This window comes from Rugamonas aquatica, assembly GCF_009380215.1.
Lineage (GTDB): Bacteria > Pseudomonadota > Gammaproteobacteria > Burkholderiales > Burkholderiaceae_D > Rugamonas > Rugamonas aquatica_B.
The window spans coordinates 105,904-127,839 of record NZ_WHUG01000020.1 but is presented as its reverse complement, the minus strand read 5'-3'; the positions used below and the strand labels follow the sequence as shown (position 1 = coordinate 127,839).

At 63.7% G+C, this 21,936-nt stretch carries 18 protein-coding genes and 1 rRNA gene; 3 read left to right on the top strand and 16 right to left on the bottom strand.

Going from position 1 to position 21,936, the window contains the following annotated elements:
• Positions 1–97, top strand: a 5S ribosomal RNA gene (gene rrf, locus GEV02_RS33905); the annotation flags it as partial.
• Between the two features lie 49 nt (positions 98–146).
• Here the strand turns inward: rrf and GEV02_RS30355 are convergent.
• A complete protein-coding gene (locus GEV02_RS30355) occupies positions 147–725 on the bottom strand; it encodes a C39 family peptidase (protein WP_152841531.1) in 579 nt (192 codons plus the stop codon).
• A gap of 24 nt (positions 726–749) precedes the next feature.
• Positions 750–1,520 (bottom strand): hypothetical protein, encoded by a 771-nt coding sequence (locus GEV02_RS30350; protein ID WP_235923079.1) that lies wholly within the window; start codon positions 1,518–1,520, stop codon positions 750–752.
• Positions 1,521–1,719: 199 nt separating this feature from the next.
• Between GEV02_RS30350 and GEV02_RS30345 the strand changes: the two genes are divergently transcribed.
• A complete protein-coding gene (locus tag GEV02_RS30345) occupies positions 1,720–2,655 on the top strand; it encodes an exopolyphosphatase (RefSeq protein WP_070272923.1) in 936 nt (311 codons plus the stop codon).
• A gap of 32 nt (positions 2,656–2,687) precedes the next feature.
• Here GEV02_RS30345 and GEV02_RS30340 read toward each other — a convergent pair whose 3' ends face one another.
• Positions 2,688–3,944 (bottom strand): nitronate monooxygenase, encoded by a 1,257-nt coding sequence (locus GEV02_RS30340; RefSeq protein ID WP_152841530.1) that lies wholly within the window; start codon positions 3,942–3,944, stop codon positions 2,688–2,690.
• A gap of 158 nt (positions 3,945–4,102) precedes the next feature.
• The gene (locus GEV02_RS30335; protein WP_008446569.1) at positions 4,103–4,588 is read right to left on the bottom strand and encodes a YajQ family cyclic di-GMP-binding protein; all 486 of its coding nucleotides are present in this window, start codon (positions 4,586–4,588) and stop codon (positions 4,103–4,105) included.
• A 155-nt stretch (positions 4,589–4,743) separates the two neighbouring features.
• On the opposite strand from GEV02_RS30335, the gene murB reads away from it, so the two are divergent.
• Positions 4,744–5,772, top strand: a complete 1,029-nt coding sequence (gene murB, locus GEV02_RS30330; RefSeq protein ID WP_152841529.1) for a UDP-N-acetylmuramate dehydrogenase — start codon at positions 4,744–4,746, stop codon at positions 5,770–5,772.
• A 31-nt stretch (positions 5,773–5,803) separates the two neighbouring features.
• Here the strand turns inward: murB and ppnP are convergent, their stop codons facing one another.
• From ppnP to GEV02_RS30270, 12 genes are all read right to left on the bottom strand, one after another.
• Positions 5,804–6,118, bottom strand: a complete 315-nt coding sequence (ppnP, locus tag GEV02_RS30325) for a pyrimidine/purine nucleoside phosphorylase (protein ID WP_070360207.1) — start codon at positions 6,116–6,118, stop codon at positions 5,804–5,806.
• A gap of 24 nt (positions 6,119–6,142) precedes the next feature.
• Positions 6,143–7,183, bottom strand: a complete 1,041-nt coding sequence (locus GEV02_RS30320) for a diguanylate cyclase (RefSeq protein WP_152841528.1) — start codon at positions 7,181–7,183, stop codon at positions 6,143–6,145.
• A 12-nt stretch (positions 7,184–7,195) separates the two neighbouring features.
• Positions 7,196–8,239, bottom strand: coding sequence for a chemotaxis-specific protein-glutamate methyltransferase CheB (gene cheB / locus GEV02_RS30315; RefSeq protein ID WP_152841527.1), 1,044 nt, complete (start codon positions 8,237–8,239; stop codon positions 7,196–7,198).
• Positions 8,236–10,542, bottom strand: a complete 2,307-nt coding sequence (locus GEV02_RS30310) for a hybrid sensor histidine kinase/response regulator (protein ID WP_152841526.1) — start codon at positions 10,540–10,542, stop codon at positions 8,236–8,238. The genes cheB and GEV02_RS30310 overlap by 4 nt, the downstream gene beginning before the upstream one ends.
• Positions 10,539–11,225 carry a chemotaxis protein CheW gene (locus GEV02_RS30305; RefSeq protein WP_152841525.1) on the bottom strand — a complete coding sequence of 229 codons (687 nt, stop codon included), beginning with the start codon at positions 11,223–11,225 and terminating at the stop codon, positions 10,539–10,541. The genes GEV02_RS30310 and GEV02_RS30305 overlap by 4 nt, the downstream gene beginning before the upstream one ends.
• A gap of 12 nt (positions 11,226–11,237) precedes the next feature.
• Positions 11,238–12,500: a CheR family methyltransferase gene (locus tag GEV02_RS30300; RefSeq protein ID WP_152841524.1), complete on the bottom strand. Its 1,263-nt coding sequence runs from the start codon at positions 12,498–12,500 to the stop codon at positions 11,238–11,240.
• Positions 12,497–12,940, bottom strand: a complete 444-nt coding sequence (locus GEV02_RS30295) for a chemotaxis protein CheW (RefSeq protein WP_152841523.1) — start codon at positions 12,938–12,940, stop codon at positions 12,497–12,499. The genes GEV02_RS30300 and GEV02_RS30295 overlap by 4 nt, the downstream gene beginning before the upstream one ends.
• Before the next feature lie 12 nt (positions 12,941–12,952).
• On the bottom strand, positions 12,953–14,773 hold the full coding sequence (locus GEV02_RS30290; protein ID WP_152841522.1) for a methyl-accepting chemotaxis protein: 1,821 nt from the start codon (positions 14,771–14,773) through the stop codon (positions 12,953–12,955).
• Positions 14,774–14,815: 42 nt separating this feature from the next.
• Positions 14,816–16,630 (bottom strand): methyl-accepting chemotaxis protein, encoded by a 1,815-nt coding sequence (locus GEV02_RS30285; protein ID WP_152841521.1) that lies wholly within the window; start codon positions 16,628–16,630, stop codon positions 14,816–14,818.
• Between the two features lie 113 nt (positions 16,631–16,743).
• Entirely contained in the window at positions 16,744–17,976 is a 1,233-nt protein-coding gene (locus tag GEV02_RS30280; RefSeq protein ID WP_070360216.1) for an argininosuccinate synthase, read from the bottom strand.
• A gap of 24 nt (positions 17,977–18,000) precedes the next feature.
• A complete protein-coding gene (gene argF / locus GEV02_RS30275) occupies positions 18,001–18,939 on the bottom strand; it encodes an ornithine carbamoyltransferase (protein WP_152841520.1) in 939 nt (312 codons plus the stop codon).
• 138 nt (positions 18,940–19,077) lie between these two features.
• Positions 19,078–21,912 carry an ATP-binding protein gene (locus tag GEV02_RS30270; RefSeq protein WP_152841519.1) on the bottom strand — a complete coding sequence of 945 codons (2,835 nt, stop codon included), beginning with the start codon at positions 21,910–21,912 and terminating at the stop codon, positions 19,078–19,080.
• Positions 21,913–21,936 lie beyond the last annotated feature (24 nt).

Here is a 21,936-nt window from a genome sequence, read left to right as displayed (position 1 = left end):
AGTTGGTCCCACCCCTTCCCATCCCGAACAGGACCGTGAAACAACTCTGCGCCGATGATAGTGCTGCAACCAGTGTGAAAGTAGGTTATCGTCAGGCTAGTTATACTAAAAAGCCCACCAGGTGATCCTGGTGGGCTTTTTTTCGTCTATTGATTCATGCGCTGCGTGTGAGTCCACTGATGATCCGAGGCCGAAACCGCCGAGGCATAGGTACGGTAGGTCTGGCCTTCGCCCGGCCATGGATTCATGATGTAAACGTAATTCACGCCATTGGCCGTTTCATAGCCGCGTCCCACCATGATGTGGCCGCCGCCGCTGCTCCAACCGTAGCGGATGACGAACGGGCGATTCGCGTTGATATCCGACACCACGCTGTTCCATGACGAGGCTGAACTGTAGGCCGTGTTGCTCACTCCCCAGGCCTTGAGGATGTTTTGCACGCTGCCATTGCTGCCATACATGCTGTTCGGCTGGTTGGCGTTGCTGTTCCAGTTGAAATTGGTGTTGCCGCAGGCGTAGTTCAGGCCGAACGCCCAGTTGACGATCTGGCACTGGCTGGGTGTCTGGCCATAGAAGTTCAGCACCGCCTTGCTGGAGCCGGCCCAGCACCACTGGCTATGCTCCTGCGTCACCAGCGGCACGTTCAGAGTTTTCCATTGCGCGAAGGCGGACGGCAGCGCCGCCAGCAAAGCCGCGCTCAATATCAGGCTGTTCAATTTTTTCATGAGAGTCTCCTAGTTGCGAGCCGCTTAGCGCGCGCTCTCCAGATTCTTTTTGACCGCCGCACGCAGCGGCTCCAGCAACTCGCTCGCATCGAGCAGGCCATCGCCGGCGGCTTTGCGTTGCAGCAGCAGCGACTGCCGTGCCGAATGCAGCGGCGCGAAGCGGGTGGCGCCGCTCTGGGTGGCGCTGACTTCCAGGAAATCGGATTGCGCCTGGTAGATGCGCAGCACGCGCACGTTCGAGCGGTCGGCATTGCCGTAGGCGCTCATCGCCGCATCCAGATCCTTGGCTAGCACAGTCGCGCCATAAGCCACCGTTTCCCATTTGCCGTTGACCTGCTCTACCGTGGCCAGGCCGATAGGCTGTTCGTTGAGGGTGACGACGAAGCGCCAGATACCGGTGGGCTTGGCCACCGCCTTCAGTTCGCGGCGGCCGGCCAGCAGGTCGGCCGGGTCGATGGTGTAGACCGGGAAACCGTAGGCGATGCGGGCATCTTTCAAGTCCTGCACATCGGCCACGTCCAGCGGGAAGCCCTGCGGCGCGCTGCCCGCATGGTTCTGCACCTGGAACTGGACGAACTGCGTGAAGTCGCGCCGGGCGGCGCTGCTGGCGCCGTCGAGTTGCGCCTGTGGCGATGCGCCGATTGGCGCGGTTTGAGCAAACAACGTCGGACTGGACAGGCTCAGGCAGCCTGAAATGGCCAGCCCGAGCAGGGTGGAAATACGCGGCATGGTTTCGGTCTCCTCTTGCGGATGGGATAGGAAGGGGCTGCCGGTCGAATGGGGCAGCGCGGCCATTCTAGGTAATCCAAAATGCAAGTTTGTGGTTTTTCCACATTTGAGACAGAGACCACACGGATTTTTGATTTCTTAACAATCGAAAGGTGGCCCGGTCCGATGTGACGTATTGCAACGTGTCATGACAATTGCTGTCCACGTGCAGATTTGGGTTGTATCATTAGTCCATCGTCGTGTTCAATCCACTAGGGGTGCATTCATGTCAGAAGCAAAAAAATTTCGTCTGGTAACGCGCAGCGACTTCGACGGTTTGGTGTGCGCAGTCCTGTTGAAGCATCTGGATATGATCGATGAGATCCTGTTCGTCCATCCGAAGGATATGCAGGACGGTAAGATCGCCATCAGCGACAATGACATCACCACCAACCTGCCTTTCGTCCCTGGCGTGCACATCGCCTTCGACCACCACTTGTCGGAAACCATCCGCAACACCGGCGATCGCAAGAATCATGTGATCCACCCGGAAGCGCCGTCGGCCGCGCGCGTGGTCTACGATTACTACGGCGCCGAGAAGGCTTTCCCCGCCTCGTGGCACGACATGATGGTGGCGGTGGACAAGGGCGACGCCGCGCGCTTCAACGAGCAGGAAGTGTTGAATCCGGAAGGCTGGGATTTGCTGAACTTCCTGATGGATGCGCGTACCGGCCTGGGCCGCTTCCGCGAGTTCCGCATCTCGAACTACAACCTGATGATGGACTTGATCGATTACTGCAAGAACCACACGATCGCCGAGATCATGGCCTTGCCGGACGTGAAGGAGCGCAAGGAGCTGTACTTCGAGCATGCCGAGAAGTGCAAGGAGCAAATCCGCCGCTGCGCCACGGTGCACAAGAACCTGGTGGTGCTGGACCTGCGCGACGAAGAGATCATCTACGCCGGCAACCGCTTCATCATCTATGCGATGTATCCGCAGACGAATATCTCGATCCACGTGCTGTGGGGACTGAAGAACCAGAACACGGTGTTCGCCACCGGCAAGTCGATTTTGAACCGCACGTCGAAGACCAATATCGGTGCGCTGATGCTGGAGTACGGCGGCGGCGGGCACGAGAATGCCGGCACCTGCCAGGTCGACAATGAGCGGGCGGAAGAGGTGCTGGGGGCGCTAATTGCCCGGATCAATTCCGAGGGCTAAAAAAACGGCGCTCAGTGAGCGCCGTTCTTCATTCAGACCTCTTCTTTTTCAGGAAGGGCGATCTGGTTGTCCACGCTGAACTGATAGTCCTTGAACACATGCTCGGCGGTCAGCAGCTGGTACTCGCCGTTGGCCTTCTTGTGCGTGGTGTCCTTCAGGCGGTAGGTGTAGTGGCCGCAGGTCCAGCAGTTGAAGTTGCGCATGTGGGTGCACAGGCAGGTCTTGTCCATGACCACGATGTTCTTCTCGGTCGGATGCGCCGCCACTTCGCGGTTGTACGAATTGATGTAGGCGCAGTTGCCGGTAGCGTCCAGCAGGTAGCCGTACGATTCGCAGCCCGGACGAATGCCCGCGCCGATGGCCGGCGTGTTCTTCAGCATGCGCATCGGATAACCGGTAGGCGAAACGCCGTTGACGATGATGTCTTCTTCCGACGCCTTGTAATACTCCTGCTTGACCTTGGCCGGCAGGCCGCATTCGTTGGTGACGGTGAAGCGGGTCGCCACCTGCACGCCCGCCGCGCCCGCTTCCAGGAAGCGCACTGCGTCGCTGCCGGTGAAGATGCCGCCGGCGGCGATCAGCGGGATGTCCAGGTTTTCCGCCTTCAGGTAGTCCAGCAGTTCCTGGGTGATGGTCATCAGGTCGTACTCGGCCCAGTCCATGCCGAAGCCCAGGTGGCCGCCGGCCAGCGGGCCTTCGACGATGATGTAGTCGGGCAGACGGTCCAGCTTGGCGTTCTTGCGCAGGAAGATCTGCAGCGCGCGCACCGATGACACGATGATGCCCAGCTTGGCTTCACGGAAGCGCGGGTGGTCGGCCATCAGCGCGAACGAGCCGAAGTGCAAACCGGCCGACAGCGTGATGCCGTCGATGCCGGCGTCCAGCGCCGCGTTCAGGCGGGTGCGCAGGGTTTCGCGCGGGCCGTTCATGGTCAGCTTTTCCATGCAGTTGACGAAGATCAGGCCGGGGCCTTGCTTCGCCGCCATGGTGGCGCCGATGTGGCGGCGCTGCGCGTCGGCCAGGCGTTCCAGGTCGAACTGCACCACGGACTTGTCCATGTTGTTGATGTTGAACTTGTAGAGCTTGGTCTTGTCCTTGACGAAGCTGGTGTCGAACTTGCGATCGGACACGTCTTCCACCATCGCATCGGAGATGTGGCCGATGCCGCCCAAGCGGGCTGCTTCCAGCGCCAGTTCGGACGTCGAAATATCCACGCCCATTCCGCCAACCATGATGGGCACGTACTCGTTTTTGCCAAATCGCAGGCGGAAATCATCAACACGTTTCATTGCTATCCTTAGACTACCGAAGTTGGTTGCCGGGCGTAAAGCCCGACGCTATGCGTGAAATGCGGTCGCGCGTGAGTACACCTGCATGGAGCCCGCTTTGATTCTACTCCATGTGTACTACAGCATTGTGACGCCGCGCCGGGCGTCGCGCGAGGAGGTCAGTCGCGGAAGTTGTTGAATTCCAGCGGCATTTCGGGCACGTCCTTGCGCAGCATGGCCATGGCCGCTTGCAGATCGTCGCGCTTGGCGCCGGTGACGCGCACGGCGTCGCCCTGGATGCTCGCCTGGACTTTCATCTTGCTGTCTTTGATGACGCGCACGATTTTCTTGGCATCGTCGGATTCGATGCCGTTCTTGATCTTGATCACTTGCTTGACCTTGTCGCCGCCGATTTTCTTGATGTCGCCGTCTTCGAGGAAGCGGACATCGACCTTGCGCTTGGACAGTTTATTGGTCAGCACGTCGCGGACCTGTTGCAGCTGGAATTCGGAGTCGGCGACGACGGTCAGTTCGTTTTCCTTGTGCTCGACAGAGGCGCCCGTACCCTTGAAATCGAAACGGGTGGCGATTTCTTTTTGAGATTGCTCGACGGCATTCTTCACTTCGATCATATCGGCTTCGGAGACTACATCAAACGACGGCATAACTATTTCCTTTTCGTGTGGCATGCAGCATGAATCAAACTCACTTCATCAAAGACTGACATTTTAACGGACAACCGGGCCATCGCCGCCATATCGACGCTGGTTTTTTACTTGTTTCGCTCTATAATCGATCAAATTTCCCAGGTTTTTCCTCCATGCATCCACAGTTCCCCATCCAATACCAGTTCCCATTGCAGTCCCTCAACACCTTCGGCATCGCGGCGAGCGCGCACGCGTATTTGCGCGTGACAAAAACAGAGCAACTGCTCGGCGTTTTTGCTGATGCCGCCTGGGTTTCTTTGCCGAAGCTGGTGCTCGGCGGCGGCAGCAATTTGCTGCTGACGAAGGACTTTCCCGGACTGGTTTTGCACATCGCGCTGCAAGGCCGCGAGGTGCTGGCCAGCGACGAACATCACCACTACGTGCGCGCGGCGGCCGGCGAGAACTGGCACGAGTTCGTGCAGTGGACGCTGGCGCAGGGCTTGGGCGGTTTGGAAAATCTGTCGCTGATCCCAGGCACGGTGGGCGCGGCGCCGATCCAGAATATCGGCGCCTACGGCCTCGAAACCAAGGACGTGTTCCACAGCGTGACCGTGTTCGATCCATCCACCTCAAGCACGCGCACGATGGATGCCGCGGCCTGCCGCTTCGGCTACCGCGACAGCATCTTTAAGCAGGACGATGGCCGCCACCTGATCATCGTCGACGTCTGCTTCGCGCTGCCCAAGCAGTGGCAGCCCAATCTGCGCTATGCGGAACTGGCGCAGGCGGTGGCGGAGCAGGGCATCGCCGCGCCGAGCGCGCAGCAGGTGGCCGACACGGTGATCGCGATCCGCCGCCGCAAGCTGCCCGATCCTGCGGTGATCGGCAACGCCGGCAGCTTCTTCAAGAACCCCGTGGTGACGGGCGCGCAATGCGCGGCGCTGCTGGAGCGCTTCCCGGCGCTGGTTCATCACGCGCAGCCTGATGGCAGCGAAAAGCTGGCGGCGGGCTGGCTGATCGACCAGTGCGGATGGAAGGGGCGCAACCTGGGTGCTGCGGGCGTGTACCCGAAACAGGCGCTGGTGCTGGTGAATAACGGCGGCGCGCAAGGCGCCGATGTGGTGGCGCTGGCGCGCGCGATCCAGGCGGATGTGCAGGCGCGCTATGGCGTGCTGCTGGAACCGGAGCCGGTCTTCATTTGAAAAAGGCGGGCCAGGCCCGCCTTGTATCGCGTTAGCCGAAGTGGCAAACGTAATCGACCGTCTCGACGGTCTCGATATCGAAACTCGAATTGGCGGCCACGTTGAACTGCTGGCCCGCCGCGTAGGTCTGCCATGCGCTGGCGCCGGCCAGGCGCACCTTACATACGCCGCCGATGATCTCCATCGTTTCCGGCGCACCGGTGTTGAAGGTCAGGCTGGACGGGAAAATCACGCCGACGCTTTTCTTGCTGCCGTCGGCGAAAATCACATTGTGCGAAACGCATTTGCCGTCGAAGTAGATGTTCGATTTCTTGACGACGCTGACTTGATCAAATTGAGCACTCATACTGCTGTTTTTCCTAGGTTCGATTCAGGTTGGGAGACCAGGCAGGTCTTCCGCGTTCACCACGCGGTTACGGCCGCTGCGCTTGGCGGCGTACAGTGCCTGGTCGGCTTGCTGGATCAGCTGATCGACGCTGGACGATGCCGACGGCACCACGCTGGCCACGCCTATCGACATGGTCACGGTGGAGAACTCGGTATCGGCCTGCGGATTCTCGATGGCCAGCTGTTCCAGGTGACGGCGGCACGACTCGGCCACGATCAGTGCCCCAGTCAGTGGTGTCTCCGGCAGGATAATCGCGAATTCCTCGCCGCCGTAGCGCGCGGCCAGGTCGGCCGGTCGCTTTAAATGTTCGGTCAGGACAGCTGCCACTTTTTTCAGGCACAAATCGCCCGCCAGGTGGCCGAAGCTGTCGTTATACAGTTTGAAGAAATCTACGTCACACAACAGCAGCGTCAGTGGCTTCTTGTCGCGCTGGCCGCGCTGCCATTCGATACGCATGGTGTCGTCGAAGCGGCGGCGGTTGGCGATGCCGGTCAGGCCGTCGAGCGCCGCCAGCTTTTGCAGCTCGATGTTGGCGTCGGCCAGCTGCTTCTGGCTCGCGCGCAGAAAGCGGAACGCCTGGTCGCGCTGCAGGCGGCTGATGTGGGCGCCCGAGTGGTAGCGGATGCGAGCCAGCAGTTCCAGCTTGTCCGGCAGCTTGACCATGTAATCGTTGGCGCCGGTGGCGAAGCTGTGCGCCTTCAGCTTGGGGTCTTCCTTCGCCGACAGCACGATCACCGGTACGTTGCGCAGCTCTTCCTGATCGCGGTACAGCTGGATCAGGCCAAAGCCGTCGATGGTGGGCATCACCAGATCCTGCAGGATGACGGTCGGTTGCAGCTGCTGCGCCGACTGCACCGCCAGCGTGGCGTCGGTCACGTAGTGGAATTCGATATCGGGCTGGTCGCTCAACATGCGGCGCACCGCCTCGACGATGATTAGCTGGTCGTCCACCAGCAGTACCCTGACCTTGAAGCTGGTCAGCGATTGTTCCGGATCGGTTGGGACTACAAGTGCTTCTGACATCAGTATTCTCTTTCAGGAACGGCCGCCCAAGGTGCTGCGCAAGACTGGTCCGATCTTCATCAGCGGTAAAATCATCTGTGCCGCGTCCAGCTCCGCGGCGGCGCGCGGCATGCCGTAGACGGCGCTGCTGCCCTGGTCCTGGGCGATGGTGGCCTGGCCGGCGCGGCGCATGGCCAGCAAGCCTTCCGCGCCGTCGCGGCCCATGCCGGTCAACAGCACGCCCACCGCTTCGCCCTTCCAGTGCTGCGCCACGCAACGGAAAAACACATCGACCGACGGACGGTAGGCGTAGTCCTTCGGCTCTGCATCGTAACGCAGTCGATAGTTTTGATCCAGCGTTAAGTGGTCGTTGCTCTTTGCGATCAGGACGGTGCCCGCCACCAGCTCGTCGCCTTCCTCGGCGGCGCGCACGGGCATTTCCAGCTGCTCGCCCAGCCAGCGGGCGAAATTGTCGGCGAAGTGCTGGTCGATGTGCTGCACCACCACCACCGCGCAGCCGCGCGGCGGCTTCCATCCCGCCAGCATTTTGGAGACCGCCATCGGGCCGCCGGTGGAGGCGCCGATCGCCAGCAGCGAGGTGACGCGCTCCACCGCGTCCGCGCCGTTGGCGCCGTGGCCGTTGCCGTTGGCCGCCGATCGCGGCATCATCGCCTGGCTGCCGCCGCTGTGGCGTATCAGCTTGTCCATGGTGCGGATCTTGGCCAGCAGCTCGGCGTCGCCGCCCGGCTGGCCCTGCAGGACCGGGGTCGCCGTCACGTCCAGCGCACCGGCGCCCAGCGCGCGGAACACCTGGTTGACGTTGTCCTGCGGCCGGCCGGTGACGACCAGGATGGCGCACGGGCTTTGCTCCATGATCTGGCGCGTCGCCTCGACGCCGTCCAGCTCCGGCATGTTCAGGTCCATCAGGATCAGGTCGGGCCGGTTGTCCGCGCACATGCGTACCGCCTCCGCGCCGGTGCGCGCGATCCACAGCACCTGGTGCTCGGCGGTGCTGGCGACCACGCGCCGCAACGCTTCGGCTGCCATGGCGACATCGTTGGCGATGGCGATCTTCATCTGCGGGCGTCTCCAATTAAATCGCTGACGGCGTCCAGCAGCGTCTCGTCGTGGAAGCTGCCCTTGGTCAGGTAGTAGTCTGCGCCGGCGGACAGGCCGCGTGCGCGGTCCTCGGGACGGTCTTTGTAAGAGACTATCATGACTGGCAGCTTATGCAGGTGTATGTCTTTTTTTATCAGCGTCACCAGCTCGATGCCGTCCATGCGCGGCATGTCGACATCGGTGATGACAAGGTCGTAGTCGCCGCTGCGCACCACGTTCCAGCCGTCGATGCCGTCGATGGCGATGTCGACCAGGAAGCCGCGGCTGAGCAGCAGCTTGCGCTCCATCTCGCGCACGGTGAGCGAATCGTCGACCACCAGGATGCGCTTGGTCTTGCGGCGCTCGGCCTGGTCGGACTTGGTCAGCTGATGCAGGCCGCCTTCGTGCAGCAGCTTGTCGATGGAGATCAGCAGGTCCGGCACGTCGAGGATCAGCACCGGCTCGCCGTCGTCGAGCAGGGCGGCGGCGGCGATGTCGCGCATCTTGCCGAAGATCGGATCGATGGCTTGCACCGCCAGGCTTTGTTCGCCGCGTATGGCCTCCACCACCAGCGCGTAGCGGCGCGCGCCGCTGCCGATGACCACCACCGCCAGCTCTTCGCTGCTGGAGTCGGTGTCGCCCAGTTCCAGCACCTGCGCGGCGGAGACCAGGCCCAGATGCTCGCCGCCGAAATCGAAGAACTGCTTGCTTTCGAGCGTGTGGATGGCGGACTGCGGCACCTTGATGACGCGCTCCACCTGCACGATGGGGACAGCATAAGCCTCGCCCTTGACGTCCACCACCAGCGCGCGCACGATCGACTGCGTCAGCGGCAGCGTGATGTAGGTGCGGAAGCCGACGCCCAGTTCGGATTCGATGCGCACGGTGCCGTTCTGCGAACGGATGGTCTCGTGCACGATGTCCAGGCCGACGCCGCGCCCGGAAATCTCGGTGGTGCTTTCCTTCAGGCTGAAGGCCGGCAGGAACAGGAACTCCATCAGCTCTGCGGGCGACAGCGAGGCCGCCATCTGCGCGCTGGCCATTTTGCGGTCGATCACGCGGGCGCGGATTTTTTCCAGGTCCACGCCCTTGCCGTCGTCGCTGATCTCGATACTGAGCATGCCGGCGCGGTGCTTCGCCTCCAGCACGATGGTGCCGGCGCCGGGCTTGCCGACGGCGATGCGCTGTTCCGCCGTGTCCATGCCGTGGTCGACGGCGTTGCGCAGCATGTGGTTGAGCGGGCTTTCGATACGGGCCAGGATGTCGCGGTCGACCAGCGTGTCCTCGCCGATGATCTCCAGCCGCACGTCCTTGCCCATGCCGCGCGCCAGGTCGCGCACCATGCGCGGGAAGGCCTGCACACCGTCGCGGAAGGGACGCATGCGCAGCGTCAGCACTTCGTCCACCATGCCTTGCGATACGGCCAGCAGGCGGCGTTCGTAGGCTTCGATGTCGGCGATGTGCTCCAGTACGAACTGTTTGAGCGGATGGGTTTTTTGCAGCGCCAGCAGGGATTTCTCTTTCAGTCCGGCGTCGCTGCTGTTGGAGATCGCCTCGTGCAGCTGCTCGATCAGCGCGAACAGGCTGCTCTGGTTGCGCTTGAAGCGCTGCATGTCCTGGATGAAGGGATGCATCTGGTGCGCGTTGATGCGCGACTCGCTGGCCAGCGACAGCAGACGGTCGAAGTTCTGCGCCGTCTTCAGTGCGGCCGGCGTGCGTGTGGCGATGGCCGGAGCTTCATCGGGCGCAGGTGCGGACGGCGCGGCGGCTACCGGCAGCTCGCCGGGCGGGAATGCAATGGGTGCGGCCGGTGCGGGCGCAGGCGGCGCCAGGCCCGCTTCCACCTGCAGGTTGACCGGCTCGGGCAGGAATGCGATGGTCGCGATGGCGTCCAGCGTTTTCCGGATCAGCGCGGAGTTGGCGCCCAGCCAGGCGTCGACGCCGCTGTCCTGCAGGCGCGAAAGCTGCAGTATCAGGTCGACCCCGGCCAGCAGCACGTCGACGCGGTTGGGCGAGAGCGCCAGCTTGCCGTGCTGGGCGGCGATGAAGGCGTCCTCCATGCCGTGCGCCAGCTGCACCACCACCTCCAGGCCGACGATCGAAGCCGCACCCTTGATCGAGTGCGCCGCGCGCATCATCGATTCGACGGCGCTGGCGTCGTCCTTCAGGCGTTCCATCGCCAGCAGGCCGTCGGTGAGGATCTGGGTCTGGCTGTCCGCCTCCATGCGGAACAGGTCCAGCATGGAGAACTGGCTGAGGTCTCCGTTATTGTCCTGGCTCATCGCAGTGTCCTCGCAAGTTGGTAGCCGATCAGCGCCGAGTCGAGCACGCCGATGTGCATGTCTTCATGCGCTATCACGCCGGACAGGAAGCGCGACAGGCCTTTGTTGATGGTGGCGGCCGGCGCCTGCACCGTGGCGGTGGCGTAGCGCAGGATGCCGTGCAGGTCGGCCACCGGCAGGGCGTAGGCCTGGTCTTCCCATTGCGTCAGCAGCAGGCGCGCGAAGGTGTGGCGGTTGGTGGCGGCTTCGCCCTCGCTTTCGTCGATGCCCAGCAGCGCCGCCAGCGACATGCAGGGATACAGCGTGCCGCCGACGTTGACGATGCCGCTCAAGCCGCGCTCCGTGCGGTGCGGCAGGCGGTGCGGCTTGGCCTGCGGCGCCACCGAGACAAACATTTTGGTCGGCAGCGACAGCCATTCGCGGCCGATGCGGAACACCAGGCAGGAGGCGTCGAGCTGCTGCGCGCCGGCGGCGGCCTGGCGGAAGTGGGCGGCCCAGTCTTTCTTGTAGTCGTCGCCGACGGCGCGCTGAAGGTTGCGCTGGGCGGCGCCCGCATACACTTCGCAATTGCGGCAGTGGACAGCCTGCTCCAGCTTCTCGCAGCTTTGGTCGCCGATGACGCCGATGCGGTTCCAGCAGTCGTCGATGCTGGCGATGGCGATAGGGGAGGTGGTAGTGGTCATGGTCGGGCGCCCTTATGATTCCTGCTGGCGTTTGTAGATGCGCGCGGCGCGGGCCTTGAGCGCGCTGGCGCCGGCCGGGTCGTTATTGGTCTCGGCCAGCAGGGCCAGGTGGCACAAGGCTTCGTAGTGGTCCGGTTGCAGGTAGATGCAGCGCTTCCAGTAATCTTCGGCGAGCTTGTGCTTGTTCGTCAGTTCGTTGACCAGGCCGAGGATGAAATACGCTTCCGCCGAATCGGGCGATTGCGCCAGGTGGTCGCGGCTTTTGTTTTCGGCTTCCTTCAGCTGCCCCAGGTCGGCCAGGCGGCGCGCTTCGGCCAGCAGGTCGGCGGCGGGCAGGGGCGTGTGCGCCACCGGCATCGGCGTCGGCGCACCGGCGCGTACCCGCGTGGGCGCAGGCGCGGGGGCAGGCGTCACAGCCGGAGCGGGGCGGACGGCAGCAGAGCGCGCGGCGCGCGGCGCCGTCTTGGCGGCGGGTGTTGCGACCCGCTTGTTGGCTGACGAACCTTCCTTGCGCAAGCCGAAAGCCTGTGGATACTGGAGCGGCATAAAGCCGTACTGGCAGAACGACGGCACTTCCGCATAGCCGGCGAACAGCAGGCCGTCTTCGGAGAGCAAGGTTTCCAGCCTGGTGATGGCGGCCTTGGTGGTTGGCTTGTCGAAGTAGATCAGCAGATTGCGGCAGAAGATCACATCGTAGTAACCGGTCCGTGCACCCAGGTCGAGTTCCAGCAGATTGCCCTGCTTGAAGCGCACCTGTTTGCGCAGCGCGTCGCTGATGCTGTAGTCGTCGCTGCTGCCGTCGCTGGTGAAGTGGCGGTCGCGGAAGCCCAGGTCCTGGCTGCGGAAGGCATTGCGGCCGTAGACGCCGCTCTTGGCGCGGGCGATGCAGCCGGCGCTGATGTCGTAGGCGTCGATGATGAAGCTGTCCGCCGGCACGCCGGCATCGGCCAGCACCATCGCCATGGTGTAGGGTTCCTCGCCGCCGGCGCAGGGGATGGACAGGATGCGGACCATACGGCCGGCATCGGCGGCCAGCCGCGCACGGACAAATTCGCTGGCGGCCTGGAAGGCTTGCTGATCGCGGTAGAACCACGACTCCGGCACCACCACCAGCTCCACCAGCGCCGTCAGCTCTTCCGGCGTCATGCGCTCCAGGTAGAGGTCATGATTGGCGGCGGCGGTCTGCTCCATGCGGTGCCTGATCGCGCGTTCGACCGAGGACTTGGACAACGTCAAGCCGGTGGCCTCGTGCAGCATGGCTTGTACGGGAGTCATGTCTGGAACAGCGTCGCGCGCAGCGACGCAGGCAGCAGTTGTTCAAGTTCGACCAGTTGCAGCATGCCGCCCGCGTCGCTGGCCACCTGGCCGAGGAAGGGCGCGGCCGTGACGCCGCTGTCGGCCAGCTGCGCCTCCGCTACCTCCTGCACGCCCAGCACGCGCTCCGCGCGCAGGCCTAGCAGGTGGGCCGTGCCTTCGGGCGAGTGATAGTCCACGACGATGATGCGGGTGTCAAAATGATCGGCGCCGGTGGGCAGGCCGCTGGCGCGGCACAAATCGATCACCGGCACCGACTGGCCGTGGAAGTCCATCAGGCCGGCCACGGCGTCCGGCGCCAGCGGCAGGTGCTTCAGTTCCAGCAGCGGCAGCACGCGCACCACGTCGCGCAGGCGCAAGCCGTAGCGGTCGGCGCCGATGTGGAAGATCAGCAGCTTCATCGCGCGCTCCCGTCAGGCCGCAACGGCAAAGTTGGCGACGCTCGATTGCAGATCGCCCGCCGCGTACTGCAACTGGTGCACCGCTTCGCTGGTGGCCTTGAGCGACTCCACCGTCTGCTGGGTGGCGTCGTTCAACTGCATCATGGTTTCCGAAATCTGCTGCGCGCCGACGGCCTGCGACTGCATCCCCTGCAGCACGGCGTCGAACTGCGGCGCCAGTTTCTGCACCTGGTCCATCACGCCGGACAGCTGGTCCGTCACCTGACGCACCTCGCCGACGCTGCGGCGTATCTCTTCGGAGAATTTGTCCATGCCCATCACGCTGGCCGATACCGCCGACTGCATCTCCTTGAGCATCTGCTCGATGTCCCAGGTGGAGACGGAGGTCTGATCGGCCAGGCGGCGGATTTCGGTGGCGACCACCGAGAAGCCGCGTCCCGCTTCACCGGCTTTCTCGGCTTCGATGGCGGCGTTGAGCGAGAGGATGTTGGTCTGGTCGGCCACCTTGGTGATCGTAATGAGCACGCTGTTGATGTTGGAAGCCTTCTCCGACAACGCCGCCAGCTTGGCGTTGATCGAATCGGTGGCCGAGACCATGTGCTGCATGGTGCTGTCCATGCGGCGCAGGTTGTTCTGGGCGTCGGCGGTGGCGCTGGTGGTGTAGTCGGCCACCGCGGTGGCGTCTTCCATCGTCTTGAGCAGTTGCGAGGTGTTGGCGGAGATTTCCTTGGTGGTGCTGAGGATCTCGACGCTGGTCTGCGCCTGCTCGATGCCGGTGGCTTCCTGCTGCTTGGCGGAGGCGGCGATTTCGGTGGCCGATGTCGTGACCTGGATGCCGGCCTTCTGCACGTTGTTGAGCAGGGCGCGCAGGTTTTCGAACATGCGGTCCAGGCCATGCGCCAGCTGGCCGATGGCGTCGCTGCCGGCCACCTCGATCTTGCCGGTCAAGTCGCCGGCGGCGGCCTTGGAGACGACGCCCAGCAGGGAATCGACCTTGGACTTGAGCAGGTTGGTGGCGGCCAGCTCGTTGGCCTGGCTGTCCTGGATCGATTGCGCCATGCGGTTGAATTCCGTCGTCACCTGGCCCAGTTCATCGGACGACAGCACCGCTGCCCGCGCCGATTGTTCGCCGGCGGTGATACGGCCAACCGCGTGCGTCAGGTTGTTCAGGGGCGCCAGCAATGAACTCGCCAGCAGCCATGCCACCACTGCCGACAGCACCACGCAGGCCAGGCCGCCAGCCGTCAGCACCAGGCGCATGGTGTCCTGCAGCCGATTGGAAGCGGAGGACCGTTCGGCCAGCAGGTGCTGTTCTTCGGCCGCGGCTTCCGCCATGAAGCGGTAGATTTCGCCGATGACGGTATTCACGCCGGTGCCGGACAGCTGTGGCGTGCGGCCCATGGCGTCGGCGGCGCCGGGCTTGTCGCCCAGGTCGGCGCGCATGGCCAGTTGCGATTCGATGACTTCACCGGACCAGACGTTAATCATCGCTTCCAGTTTCTTGAAGCGGGCCACCTGGTTGGGATTGTCGCTGGTGATTTTCTGCAGCTTGATGATGGAGGGGGTGATGTCGGCCATCTCCTTGCGCGTGCGCTCCAGCCGAACGGCGGACCCGGTCAGGTAGTAGCCGCGCGCTTCGACCTGCACTTCCAGCAGGTTGTTGCGCAGGCTGTCGATGGCCTGGATCACTTCCATCGTATGCCTGTCCCACCCGTTGGCTTCGGACAGGCTGTTGAATTTGTTGTAGGCGATCGACAGCAGCAACAGGATGATGGCCAGGATGGCGCCAAAACTCATGTACAGCTTTTTCTTGATGCTCAAGTCTTTAAACATTCTTTCTCCAGGCGCCGTCATAGATGCGGCATTGTCCCATGCTCAAGCCGCAACGGCAAAGTTGGCAACGCTCGATTGCAGGTCGCCCGCCGCGTACTGCAGCTGGTGCACCGCTTCGCTGGTGGCCTTGAGCGATTCCACGGTCTGCTGGGTGGCGTCGTTCAGCTGCATCATGGTCTCCGAAATCTGCTGCGCGCCCACGGCCTGCGACTGCATCCCCTGCAGCACGGCGTCGAACTGCGGCGCCAGTTTCTGCACCTGGTCCATCACGCCGGACAGCTGGTCCGTCACCTGGCGCACCTCGCCGACGCTGCGGCGTATCTCTTCGGAGAATTTGTCCATGCCCATCACGCTGGCCGACACCGCCGACTGCATCTCCTTGAGCATCTGCTCGATGTCCCAGGTGGAGACGGAGGTCTGGTCGGCCAGGCGGCGGATTTCGGTCGCGACCACCGAGAAGCCGCGTCCCGCCTCGCCGGCCTTTTCAGCTTCGATGGCGGCGTTGAGCGAGAGGATGTTGGTCTGGTCGGCCACCTTGGTGATCGTAATGAGCACGCTGTTGATGTTGGAAGCCTTCTCCGACAACGCCGCCAGCTTGGCGTTGATCGAGTCGGTGGCCGAGACCATGTGCTGCATGGTGCTGTCCATGCGGCGCAGGTTGTTCTGGGCGTCGGCGGTGGCGCTGGTGGTGTAGTCGGCCACCGCGGTGGCGTCTTCCATCGTCTTGAGCAGCTGCGAGGTGTTGGCGGAGATTTCCTTGGTGGTGCTGAGGATCTCGACGCTGGTCTGCGCCTGCTCGATGCCGGTGGCTTCTTGCTGCTTGGCGGAGGCGGCGATCTCGGTGGCCGATGTCGTGACCTGGATGCCGGCCTTCTGCACGTTGTTGAGCAGGGCGCGCAGGTTTTCGAACATGCGGTCCAGGCCATGCGCGAGCTGGCCGATGGCGTCGCTGCCGGCCACCTCGATCTTGCCGGTCAAGTCGCCGGCGGCGGCCTTGGAGACCACGCCCAGCAAGGAATCGACCTTGGACTTGAGCAGGTTGGTGGCGGCCAGTTCGTTGGCCTGGCTGTCCTGGATCGATTGCGCCATGCGGTTGAATTCCGTCGTCACCTGGCCCAGTTCATCGGACGACAGCACCGCTGCCCGCGCCGACTGTTCGCCGGCGGCGATGCGGCCCACCGCGTGCGTCAGGTTGTTAAGGGGCGCCAGCAGCGCCTTGGTCAGCAGGTAGCCGATGACGATGGCCAGCACCACGCACAGGCTGCCGCCGATGATCAGGATCAGCGACATGTTCTGCTGCAGATCGCCGGCCAGCTTGGAACGCAGCGCCAGCAGGCGGCTTTCCTCGTCGCTGATCTCCCGTATCAGCGCGCGTACTTCGGAGATGGTCTTGGAGCCGTTGAGCACATCGGCCGCTGTGGCCACCTGCTGCGTCACGCCGACATGCTTGTTCAATTCGCGGCGCTTTTCCAGCAGCGGATGGATCACATTGATGACCCAGTTGTCCATCATCGGCCCCAGGCGCTTCAGACGCTCCTGCTGCGCCGGATTGTCCAACGTGAGAGTCTTGATGGCGGCCAGGTGGCGGTGCACGGATTCCTCTTCGATGGGAATCTGCTTGGTGGTGCTTTCCTCGCCGGTCAGCATGAAGCCACGGGTCGACGTCTGGATCTGCAGCAGGGCGGTCTCGATCTTGTTCGCCTCCAGCAGTACCTCCAGCGTGTGCCGATCCCACCCGCTGGCGGTCGACAGCTGGCTGAAATTATTGTACGACATGGTGAGCAGCACCAGAATGATGGCGATGATGGCGCCAAATCCGAACGTGAGTTTTTTCTTGATACTCAGATTATTCAACATGATTCACCTATGGGGCGCTGGTCGTGAGAGCAATGTATCACCTTGCCGCGTTTTATGGAGGACAAAAAAAAGGGCCGCTCAGCGAGCGGCCCTTGTCACGGCGTCTGTGTGGCTTATTGGCCGCGCTTCAAGCGTGCGTTGGCGGCGATGCGCATGCGCAGCGCGTTCAGTTTGATGAAGCCGCCGGCGTCGGCCTGGTTGTAGGCGCCGCCGTCTTCGTCGAAGGTGGCGATGTTCATATCAAACAGGGAGTCGGTCTTCGAATCGCGCGACACCACGATCACATTGCCCTTGTAAAGCTTGACGCGCACCCACCCGTTCACGGTGGCCTGGGTGTGGTCGATCAGGGTTTGCAGTGCGACGCGCTCAGGCGCCCACCAGTAGCCGTTGTAGATCATCGATGCGTAGCGCGGCATCAGGTCATCCTTCAGGTGGGCCACTTCGCGGTCCAGCGTGATCGATTCGATGGCGCGGTGCGCCTTGAGCATGATGGCGCCGCCAGGGGTTTCGTAGCAGCCGCGCGACTTCATGCCGACGTAGCGGTTTTCCACCAGGTCCAGGCGGCCGATGCCATGCTTGCCGCCCAGGCGATTGAGTTCGGTCAGCACGGTGGCCGGCGACATGCGCACGCCGTTCAGGGCGACGATGTCGCCTTTTTCGTATTCGATGTCCAGGTACTCTGCCTGGTCCGGCGCCGCCTCAGGGCTGACGCTCCAGCGCCACATCGATTCCTCGGCTTCGGCGCTCGGGTTTTCCAGGTGGCGGCCTTCGAAGGAGATGTGCAGCAGGTTGGCGTCCATCGAGTACGGCGCGCCGCCGTTCTTGTGCTTCATGTCGATTTCGATGCCTGCGTCTTCCGCGTACTTCAGCAGTTTTTCACGCGACAGCAGATCCCATTCGCGCCATGGAGCGATGATCTTCACGCCTGGCTTCAGCGCGTAGGCGCCCAGTTCGAAGCGCACCTGGTCGTTGCCCTTGCCGGTGGCGCCGTGCGAGATGGCGTCGGCGCCGGTTTCGTTGGCGATCTCGATCAGGCGCTTGGCGATCAGCGGACGGGCGATCGAAGTACCCAGCAGGTATTCGCCTTCATACACGGTGTTGGCGCGGAACATGGGGAACACGAAGTCGCGCACGAATTCTTCACGCACGTCGTCGATGTAGATGTTCTCAGGCTTGATGCCGAACTTGATCGCCTTGGCGCGCGCGGGTTCCAGCTCTTCACCCTGACCCAGGTCGGCGGTGAAGGTGACGATTTCGCACTGGTAGTTATCTTGCAGCCACTTGAGGATGACGGAGGTATCGAGGCCGCCCGAGTAGGCGAGGACTACTTTTTTAATATCGCTCATGCTAGTTCCAATTGGTGTGAAGTGTTAGGTGTTGTCTGCTTTGGTATCGACACGGCCGATCAGCAGGTACTCGATCAGCGCCTTCTGGATGTGCAGGCGGTTTTCCGCCTCGTCCCAGACCACCGACTGCGGGCCGTCGATGACGTCCGCCGAGACTTCCTCGCCACGGTGGGCGGGCAGGCAGTGCATGAACAGCGCATCCGGCGCGGCGCGCGACATCTTGGCGCTGTCGACGATCCAGCCGTCGAAGGCTTTCAGGCGGGCGGCGTTTTCCTCTTCGTAGCCCATGCTGGTCCAGACGTCGGTGTTGACCAGGTGCGCGCCCTGGCAGGCGTCGGACGGGTTCTCGAAGAAGGTGTAGCGGTCGGTCGAGACCAGCGACATGTCCATGTCGTAGCCCTTCGGGGTCGACACGTTGACGTGGAAGCCGAACACCTCGGCCGCCTGCAGCCAGGAGTACAGCATGTTGTTGGCGTCGCCCACCCATGCCACGGTCTTGCCGGTGATCGGGCCGCGATGCTCGTAGTAGGTGAAGATGTCGGCGAACACCTGGCATGGATGGTGTTCGTTGGTCAGGCCGTTAATCACCGGCACGCGCGAGTTGGCGGCGAAACGCTCGATGATGTCCTGGCCGAAGGTACGGACCATGATGATGTCGCACATGCGGCTCATGACCTGGCCGGCGTCTTCCACCGGTTCGCCGCGGCCCAGCTGCGAGTCGCGCGTGTTCAGGTAGATCGCCGCGCCGCCCAGCTGGTGCATGCCGGCTTCGAAGGACAGGCGGGTACGGGTCGAGTTCTTCTCGAACACCATGACCAGCGTGCGGTCGATCAGCGGGTGGTAGATCTCGTAGTTCTTGAATTTCCGTTTGATCAGGTGCGCGCGTTCGATGACGTATTCGTATTCGTCTAACGTAAAGTCGGAAAACTGCAGGTAGTGCTTGATCGGTTTTTGGATAGACATATTAACAACTGACAGGAGAGCGGGGCGTGGGGCGAGGTGCCTGGCCGGCTTAGCCGAACAATTATAAAGGCAATTCGGCCAATGTGTCGGATTGCCGCAGAATCTCCTGTCTATACAGGTAATGCTGCGCGACTCTAGCTAAGTGTAGATCTGCGCGGCGGCCGCGGTCTGGTGCTGCGGCGCCGTCAGAGGCAGATCGAGGGTGAAGGTGGTGCCGTCGCGCGTGCTCTGGACGCTGATCTGGCCACCCAGTAGTGAAGTGACAATGTTGTAGCTGATCGACAGTCCCAGCCCGCTGCCGCCCTGGCCTAGTTTGGTGGTGAAGAAGGGATCGAAGATGCGCGACATGTGCTCCGGCGCGATGCCGCCGCCGTTGTCGCGGAAGCTGACCAGCACCCGGCCCTCGGCCGGCGTGGACGCGTGCAGCCACATGCTGCCGCTGCGGTCGCGCGCGAAGGCGTGCAGCAGGGCGTTGTTGATGAAGTTGGCGATCACCTGGCCGAAGGGGCCGGGGTAGCTGTCCATCGAGATCAGCTCGGGCACGTCGATTTCGATGCGGTGGTTGGCGGCGCGGATGCGGTTCATCATGGTCGCGATTACTTCGTGCGACACCTGCTGCAGATTGAATTCGCGGCGCTGCTCGGTGGTGCGGTCGACCGCCACCTGCTTGAAGCTGTTCACCAGGTCGGCGGCGCTGGTCAGGCCGCGCATCACCAGTTCGTGCGCCTTGCGGGCGTCGGACATGTAGTTCGCCAGTTCGGAGCGGCGCAGGCCGGGACCGTTGATCTGCGTTTCCAGCTCTTCGGTTTTTTGCATCAGCGTGCTGGCGATCAGCAGGCTGTTACCGATAGGCGTATTCAGTTCATGCGCCACGCCCGCCATCAGCGAGCCCAGTGCCGCCAGCTTTTCCTGCGATACCAGCTGGGTTTGCGCATCCTTCAGCTGGCGATAGGCTTCGGCGTTGTCCAGCGCGATGGCGCCGTACGCGCACAGCGTGCGGAAGATCAGCCGTTCGCGTTCGCCGTAGGCGCGGGCGTGCATGGCCTGCACCGTCATCACGCCCAGCGCGCGCTCGCCCACGGCCAGCGGCACGTACAGCGCGCTGACCATCAGCTGCGTGCCGGGCGAGAGGAAGATGTCGTCCGGTCCCGCTTCCTCGACGTAGATCTCGCGCCGCTCGCGCACGCAGCGCGCCGAGTTGGCGCGCGGGTTGTCGACGGCGATGGTGTTGGTCGGCAGCGCGTGGCCGTTCTCGATGCCGAAGGCGCGGCTGACCGTTTCGCCGCCCGGATCGCACAGGTAGATGGCGAAGGTGTTGGCCGGCAGCAGACCCTGGACGTGACGGTTCAGCACCTGGAACACGGCCGCCGCATCGAGGTGGGTGGTGATCTCCTGGCCGATGGCCGACAGGCGCTCCAGCGTGGCGCTGGTCTGCTGTAGCACTTCGGCGCGGCGCGCTTCGGAGGCTGCCAGTTCGCGGTGGTGGAAGCCTTCGGCGCGCGCGTGCTCGGTCTGGTGGTGCACCTGCATGGCGATGGCGCGGTTGGTGGCTTCCTGGCTGTGGGTCTTCTGGCGCGCGGCGGCGGCGGCTTGCGCGGCCGCGTAGGCGCTGGCGTAGTCGCCCATGCGCGCATGCTCGCGGCCCAGCGCGTCGTGCAGGTCGCCGGGCAGGGTGTAGCCGTCGATGGCGGAAGCCACTTCCAGCGCCTGGTGCAGATAGTGCAGCGTGGCGTTTTGCTGGGTCATGCCGGGCGGCGGCGGCAGCGTGTGGCGTTCGTGGATCACCGCCAGCACGCGCAAGCCCGCCACGTGGTTGTAGCGGTTGGCCTGTTCGGCCGCCAGGTCGACCGCGCGCACGGCCATCTCCAGCGCTTCCTGCGGACGGTCGAGGAAGCACAGCGCGTGGGCCTGGCCGCGCCGCGCGATCGATTGGAAGTCGGCCTGGCGCAGCGCGTCGGCGCGCACCTGCATGCGGTGGAAGGCGTTGAGCGCGCCGTTGTAGTCGGCCTGGTCCAGCGCCAGGTCGCCCAGGTAGGACAGCGCGTGCGCGTAGCTGCGCGCGCCCGGCAACGGCGCCATGATCTGCAGCGCTTCGTGCAGCAGCTCGCGGGTGGCGTCGAGGCGGCCCAGGCGGCGCATGGTCTCGGCGGTGTGCATCAGACAGGCGCCGATGCTGCGCGGCCAGCCGGTGGGGCGCGCCAGATCGAGCGCGCTTTGCATCCATTCCAGCGCCGAGTGGTGGTCGTTGAGGATGGTGAAATTGAGGCCGATGTTGATGGCGGCGGTGACGGCCACGCGTATCTGGCCCGTTTCCAGCGCCGTCTCGTAGCAATGGATGTAATGGCGCGCGGCGGTGCCGTGGTCGCTGTGCTGGCTGGCGGCCAGGCCGAAGAAGTCGTAGACCCAGGCCGCCACGCCGGGATGCTGCGGCGCCTGGCCGGCGGCGAAGCGCTGGCCCCAGCGGCGCTCGGCGGTGGGCAGGTCTTGCAGCACGGCCCAGCGGGCGATGGCCGCTTCGGCGATGTCGGCGCGCTGTTCGTCGCCGACGCGGCGGGCGGCGGCGGCCATCAGTTCGAGTTCGCTGTCGCCGGTGGTATGGTCGCCGCGGTCGATGGCGATCCAGGCGCGCAGCCAGTGGGCGTCGGCGCAGCCCTGGTGGTCGTCCAGGTGGCACAGTTGGTCGTAAGCTTGTTCGGCGAGGATGGCGGCGTCGTCGAGCTGGCCGGACAGCCAGGTGGATTCGGCCTGCACCAGCAGCAGGCGGGCCGAGACGAGCCGCATGTCGTCCTGCGACAGCGCGGTGGCCGGCAGCAGCTGGCGGCCTTCGGTGGCGAGGGCGACGGCGCGCACGGTGTCGCGCTGGCGCAGGTGCCAGGCCAGCGGCACCAGCACCGGCAGGCGCGCAGGTCCGCGCAGCGGCAGCAGGGCCGTTTCCCATTGCGCTACTTCGTCATCGACCGCAAACATGTCCATCGGTGTCCCCGGGCCGTACAATTG